General features: G+C 49.1%; 2 tRNA genes and 3 rRNA genes. All 5 read left to right on the forward strand.

Going from position 1 to position 5647, the window contains the following annotated elements:
* The first annotated feature begins 300 nt into the window (after positions 1-300).
* The 5 genes from B5X55_RS18500 to rrf all read left to right on the forward strand — a co-directional run bounded on the left by B5X55_RS18500 (position 301) and on the right by rrf (position 5604).
* A 16S ribosomal RNA gene (locus B5X55_RS18500) occupies positions 301-1825 on the forward strand.
* Positions 1826-2009: 184 nt separating this feature from the next.
* A tRNA-Ile gene (locus B5X55_RS18505) sits at positions 2010-2083 on the forward strand.
* Between the two features lie 135 nt (positions 2084-2218).
* A tRNA-Ala gene (locus tag B5X55_RS18510) sits at positions 2219-2295 on the forward strand.
* 194 nt (positions 2296-2489) lie between these two features.
* A 23S ribosomal RNA gene (locus B5X55_RS18515) occupies positions 2490-5324 on the forward strand.
* Between the two features lie 168 nt (positions 5325-5492).
* Positions 5493-5604, forward strand: a 5S ribosomal RNA gene (gene rrf / locus B5X55_RS18520).
* The 16S, 23S and 5S rRNA genes sit together here with 2 tRNA genes alongside, the layout of an rRNA operon.
* The last annotated feature ends 43 nt before the right edge of the window (positions 5605-5647 follow it).

The following is a 5647-nucleotide window of genomic DNA, read 5'->3' on the forward strand; positions in this document are numbered from 1 at the left end:
TTTTCTTAAAAAGTTGTCAGGTTAAAAAACAGTTGTATATTTGCAGCCGCTTAGGGAAACACCTAGGGGAAACGAAGGGCCGGAAGTCGTAAGATTTAGGTACTTTTTTAGAAGTTCATTGAAATATTGTGGAGATAAGAATCGAGAATAGGTGAGGACCTGTTTGAGAGGAACAAGAATTAAGGAAACATACAATTTAATATTTGACTGGAGTGATTCGGTCATTATATATAAGGAATTGAATCGAGAGTCGGGGCCGGGAGAAATTAAGACTTCGTTGGGACGAATATTTACAAAACAACGATGAAGAGTTTGATCCTGGCTCAGGATGAACGCTAGCGGCAGGCCTAACACATGCAAGTCGAGGGGTAACAGGGAGCTTGCTCCGCTGACGACCGGCGCACGGGTGCGCACCGCGTATGGAACCTACCTTTTACAGGGGAATAGCCCAGGGAAACTTGGATTAATGCCCCGTGGTACTATTATGTGGCATCACATTATAGTTAAAGCCTTCGGGCGGTAGAAGATGGCCATGCGTCCCATTAGTTTGTTGGTAAGGTAACGGCTTACCAAGACTACGATGGGTAGGGGCCCTGAGAGGGGGATCCCCCACACTGGTACTGAGACACGGACCAGACTCCTACGGGAGGCAGCAGTGAGGAATATTGGACAATGGAGGAGACTCTGATCCAGCCATGCCGCGTGCAGGAAGAATGCCCTATGGGTAGTAAACTGCTTTTATACAGGAAGAAAAAGGGGCACGTGTGCCCTACTGACGGTACTGTAAGAATAAGGACCGGCTAACTCCGTGCCAGCAGCCGCGGTAATACGGAGGGTCCGAGCGTTATCCGGAATTATTGGGTTTAAAGGGTCCGTAGGCGGGCGATTAAGTCAGTGGTGAAAGTCTGTAGCTCAACTATAGAATTGCCTTTGATACTGATTGTCTTGAGTTATAGTGAAGTTGCCGGAATATGTAGTGTAGCGGTGAAATGCATAGATATTACATAGAACACCGATTGCGAAGGCAGGTGACTAACTATATACTGACGCTGATGGACGAAAGCGTGGGGAGCGAACAGGATTAGATACCCTGGTAGTCCACGCCGTAAACGATGGATACTAGCTGTCCGGAACCTTGAGTTCTGGGCGGCCAAGCGAAAGTGATAAGTATCCCACCTGGGGAGTACGTTCGCAAGAATGAAACTCAAAGGAATTGACGGGGGCCCGCACAAGCGGTGGAGCATGTGGTTTAATTCGATGATACGCGAGGAACCTTACCAGGGCTTAAATGCATTTTGACAGGGGTAGAGATACCTTTTCCTTCGGGCAATTTGCAAGGTGCTGCATGGTTGTCGTCAGCTCGTGCCGTGAGGTGTCAGGTTAAGTCCTATAACGAGCGCAACCCCTACCGTTAGTTGCCAGCATGTCATGATGGGGACTCTAACGGGACTGCCGGTGCAAACCGTGAGGAAGGTGGGGATGACGTCAAATCATCACGGCCCTTACGTCCTGGGCCACACACGTGCTACAATGGCAGGTACAGAGAGCAGCCATGTCGCAAGGCAGAGCGAATCTATAAAACCTGTCACAGTTCGGATCGGGGTCTGCAACTCGACCCCGTGAAGCTGGAATCGCTAGTAATCGGATATCAGCCATGATCCGGTGAATACGTTCCCGGGCCTTGTACACACCGCCCGTCAAGCCATGGAAGCCGGGAGTGCCTGAAGTCCGTCACCGTAAGGAGCGGCCTAGGGCAAGATCGGTAACTAGGGCTAAGTCGTAACAAGGTAGCCGTACCGGAAGGTGCGGCTGGAACACCTCCTTTCTAGAGATTGTCCTTTTAAGGACAGTCCCTGACGAAGTGAAGATGGAACTACGGTCCCGGTCTTTTGATTTAATAATAGTATTCCTTTAATGATGTTCCAGTAGAAAAAAATCTCCATAATTAATAATATATAAGTAATTGCTTTTTCGAGGAGGTATTTATACTGAGAAGGAAGAGTAGGGACAGTCCCATAGCTCAGCTGGTTAGAGCGCTACACTGATAATGTAGAGGTCGGCAGTTCGAGTCTGCCTGGGACTACAAACAAAAAGATATTTCTTCGGAGATATTACGTTCATTAAAGATTGAAGGAAATTTTAGAAGTTGGGTATCCCAAGTTGGCGTATGGTCATCGATTAACTGATAACTGTTAACTGATAGCCGACAACTGAAAACGGGGGATTAGCTCAGCTGGCTAGAGCGCCTGCCTTGCACGCAGGAGGTCATCGGTTCGACTCCGATATTCTCCACCAGGTCAATAAACAATGACCGATTTACAATGAACAATTTTAATTGTTGATTGTTGACTGATAATTGTTTATTGCGAAACGTTCATTGACATATTGGAACAGGAGGTAAGATTTTATCTTACCGACCTAAAAAAGAAAGAAACACGAATCTTTATTAAGTAAAGAGTACGAATAAAATAGAATAGATTAAAGATCTAGCGACAAGCTGGAAAAGGGCGTATGGGGAATGCCTAGGCTCTCAGAGGCGAAGAAGGACGTGATAAGCTGCGAAAAGCTACGGGGATCGGCACACACGATATGATCCGTAGATATCCGAATGGGGCAACCCGGCATATTGAAGATATGTCATGCAGTAATGCAAGCAAACCCGGGGAACTGAAACATCTAAGTACCCGGAGGAGGAGAAAACAAAAGTGATTCCGATAGTAGCGGCGAGCGAAATTGGATTAGTCCAAACCGTACATGTTTCGGCATGTGCGGGGTTGTAGGACCACGATATTCGAAATGTAATGAACTAGAACGCTTTGGAAATAGCGACCATAGAGGGTGATAGTCCCGTATAGGTAAAGAGCATTTAGATAGTGGTATCCTGAGTAGTGCGGGGCACGTGAAACCCTGTATGAATCCGGCGGGACCATCCGCCAAGACTAAATACTCCTGAGAGACCGATAGTGAACCAGTACCGTGAGGGAAAGGTGAAAAGAACCGTGAATAACGGAGTGAAATAGATCCTGAAACCATACGCTTACAAGCGGTCGGAGCCCATATGGGTGACGGCGTGCCTTTTGCATAATGAGCCTACGAGTTACTTTTACTAGCAAGGTTAAGGACTTCAGGTCCGGAGCCGTAGCGAAAGCGAGTCTTAATAGGGCGCCATAGTTAGTAGTAGTAGACGCGAAACCGTGCGATCTACCCATGGGCAGGTTGAAGCTGTGGTAACACATAGTGGAGGACCGAACCCGTTGACGTTGAAAAGTCTTGGGATGACCTGTGGGTAGGGGTGAAAGGCCAATCAAGCTCGGAAATAGCTCGTACTCCCCGAAATGCATTTAGGTGCAGCGTGTAGATAGTTTTATAGAGGTAGAGCTACTGATTGGATGCGGGGGCTTCACCGCCTACCAATTCCTGACAAACTCCGAATGCTATAAAATGTTTCTGCGCAGTGAGGGCATGGGTGCTAAGGTCCATGTCCGAGAGGGAAAGAACCCAGATCACCAGCTAAGGTCCCAAAGTATATACTAAGTTGATATAACGCGGTGGAACTGCATTGACAGCCAGGATGTTGGCTTGGAAGCAGCCATTCATTTAAAGAGTGCGTAACAGCTCACTGGTCGAGCGGTTCCGCATGGATAATAATCGGGCATAAGTATATCACCGAAGCTGTGACTTCATATTTATATGAGGGGTAGGGGAGCATTGTAATTGCGTCGAAGGTGTACCTGCGAGGGATGCTGGAGCGATTACAAACGAAAATGTAGGCATAAGTAACGATAATGCGGGCGAGAAACCCGCACGCCGAAAGACCAAGGTTTCCCCAGCTATGCTAATCAGCTGGGGGTCAGTCGGGACCTAACGCGAACCCGAAGGGGATAGTGGATGGACAACAGATTAATATTTCTGTACCTGCTCACGCTAAAAGTGACGGAGGCGAGAAGTTGGTGCGTACAGACGGAATTGTACGTTGAAGGGAGTGGTAACACCCCGATAGTACACCGAGACCACGGTCAAGGTGATAATCCAGCATATCGACTTCCAAGAAAAGCGAGTGAAGCAGCCCGTACCGTAAACCGACACAGGTGGTTGGGATGAGTATTCTAAGGCGCTCGAGAGATTCATGGCTAAGGAACTAGGCAAAATAGACCCGTAACTTCGGGAGAAGGGTCGCCCCCCTTATGGGGGGGCCGCAGTGAAGAGGTCCAGGCGACTGTTTATCAAAAACACAGGGCTCTGCAAAATCGAAAGATGAAGTATAGGGCCTGACACCTGCCCGGTGCTGGAAGGTTAAGAGGAGATGTCATTCCTTCGGGGAGAAGCATTGAATTGAAGCCCCAGTAAACGGCGGCCGTAACTATAACGGTCCTAAGGTAGCGAAATTCCTTGTCGGGTAAGTTCCGACCTGCACGAATGGTGCAACGATCTGGACACTGTCTCGGCCATGAGCTCGGTGAAATTGTAGTATCGGTGAAGATGCCGGTTACCCGCAGTGGGACGAAAAGACCCCGTGCACCTTTACTATAGCTTCGTATTGACCTTGGTCAAGCAATGTGTAGGATAGCTGGGAGACTTTGAAGCTGCATCGCTAGGTGTGGTGGAGTCATTGTTGAAATACCAGCCTTTGCTTGTCCGGGGCCTAACTCTCTATTGAGAGAACAGTGCGTGGTGGGTAGTTTGACTGGGGTGGTCGCCTCCAAAAGAGTAACGGAGGCTTCTAAAGGTGCCCTCAATACGGTTGGCAATCGTGTGTAGAGTGCAATGGCACAAGGGCGCTTGACTGAGAGACATACAGGTCGATCAGGTTGGAAACAAGAGCATAGTGATCCGGTGGTTCCGCATGGAAGGGCCATCGCTCAAAGGATAAAAGGTACGCCGGGGATAACAGGCTGATCTCCCCCAAGAGCTCATATCGACGGGGGGGTTTGGCACCTCGATGTCGGCTCGTCACATCCTGGGGCTGGAGAAGGTCCCAAGGGTTGGGCTGTTCGCCCATTAAAGTGGCACGCGAGCTGGGTTCAGAACGTCGTGAGACAGTTCGGTCTCTATCTACTGCGGGCGTTAGAAATTTGAGTGGAGCTGACCCTAGTACGAGAGGACCGGGTCGGACTGACCGCTGGTGCACCAGTTGTTCCGCCAGGAGCATCGCTGGGTAGCTATGTCGGGATCGGATAAGCGCTGAAAGCATATAAGCGCGAAACCGGCCACAAGATGAAATTTCTTTAAAGGGCCGTGGGAGATGACCACGTTGATAGGCTATAGGTAGAAGGGCAGTAATGTCCGTAGCCGAGTAGTACTAATTGCCCGTCAGGCTTGCGCATACGCCTGTCCCCTTCTTCGGGAGGGGGCAGACGACGATCTTTATTTCTTTCTTTTTTTATAAGTCTCGCTTATTACTATACGTGTTACTTTCCTTTATAGGATCCTGTTCCATTCATGTCAACGATATTGCGGCGGAGGCCGCGATCGGGTACGTCCCGATCTATAACTTAGGTGGCCATGGCGACGGGGCCCACCCCTTACCATTCCGAACAGGGAAGTTAAGACCGTTTGCGCCGATGGTACTGCTATACTAAGTGGGAGAGTAGGTAGCCGCCTTTTTCGAAAGCCCTTTACAGAAATGTAAGGGGCTTTTTTTATACCC

Origin of the sequence: Maribacter arcticus (genome assembly GCF_900167935.1) — a bacterium.
GTDB lineage: Bacteria > Bacteroidota > Bacteroidia > Flavobacteriales > Flavobacteriaceae > Maribacter > Maribacter arcticus.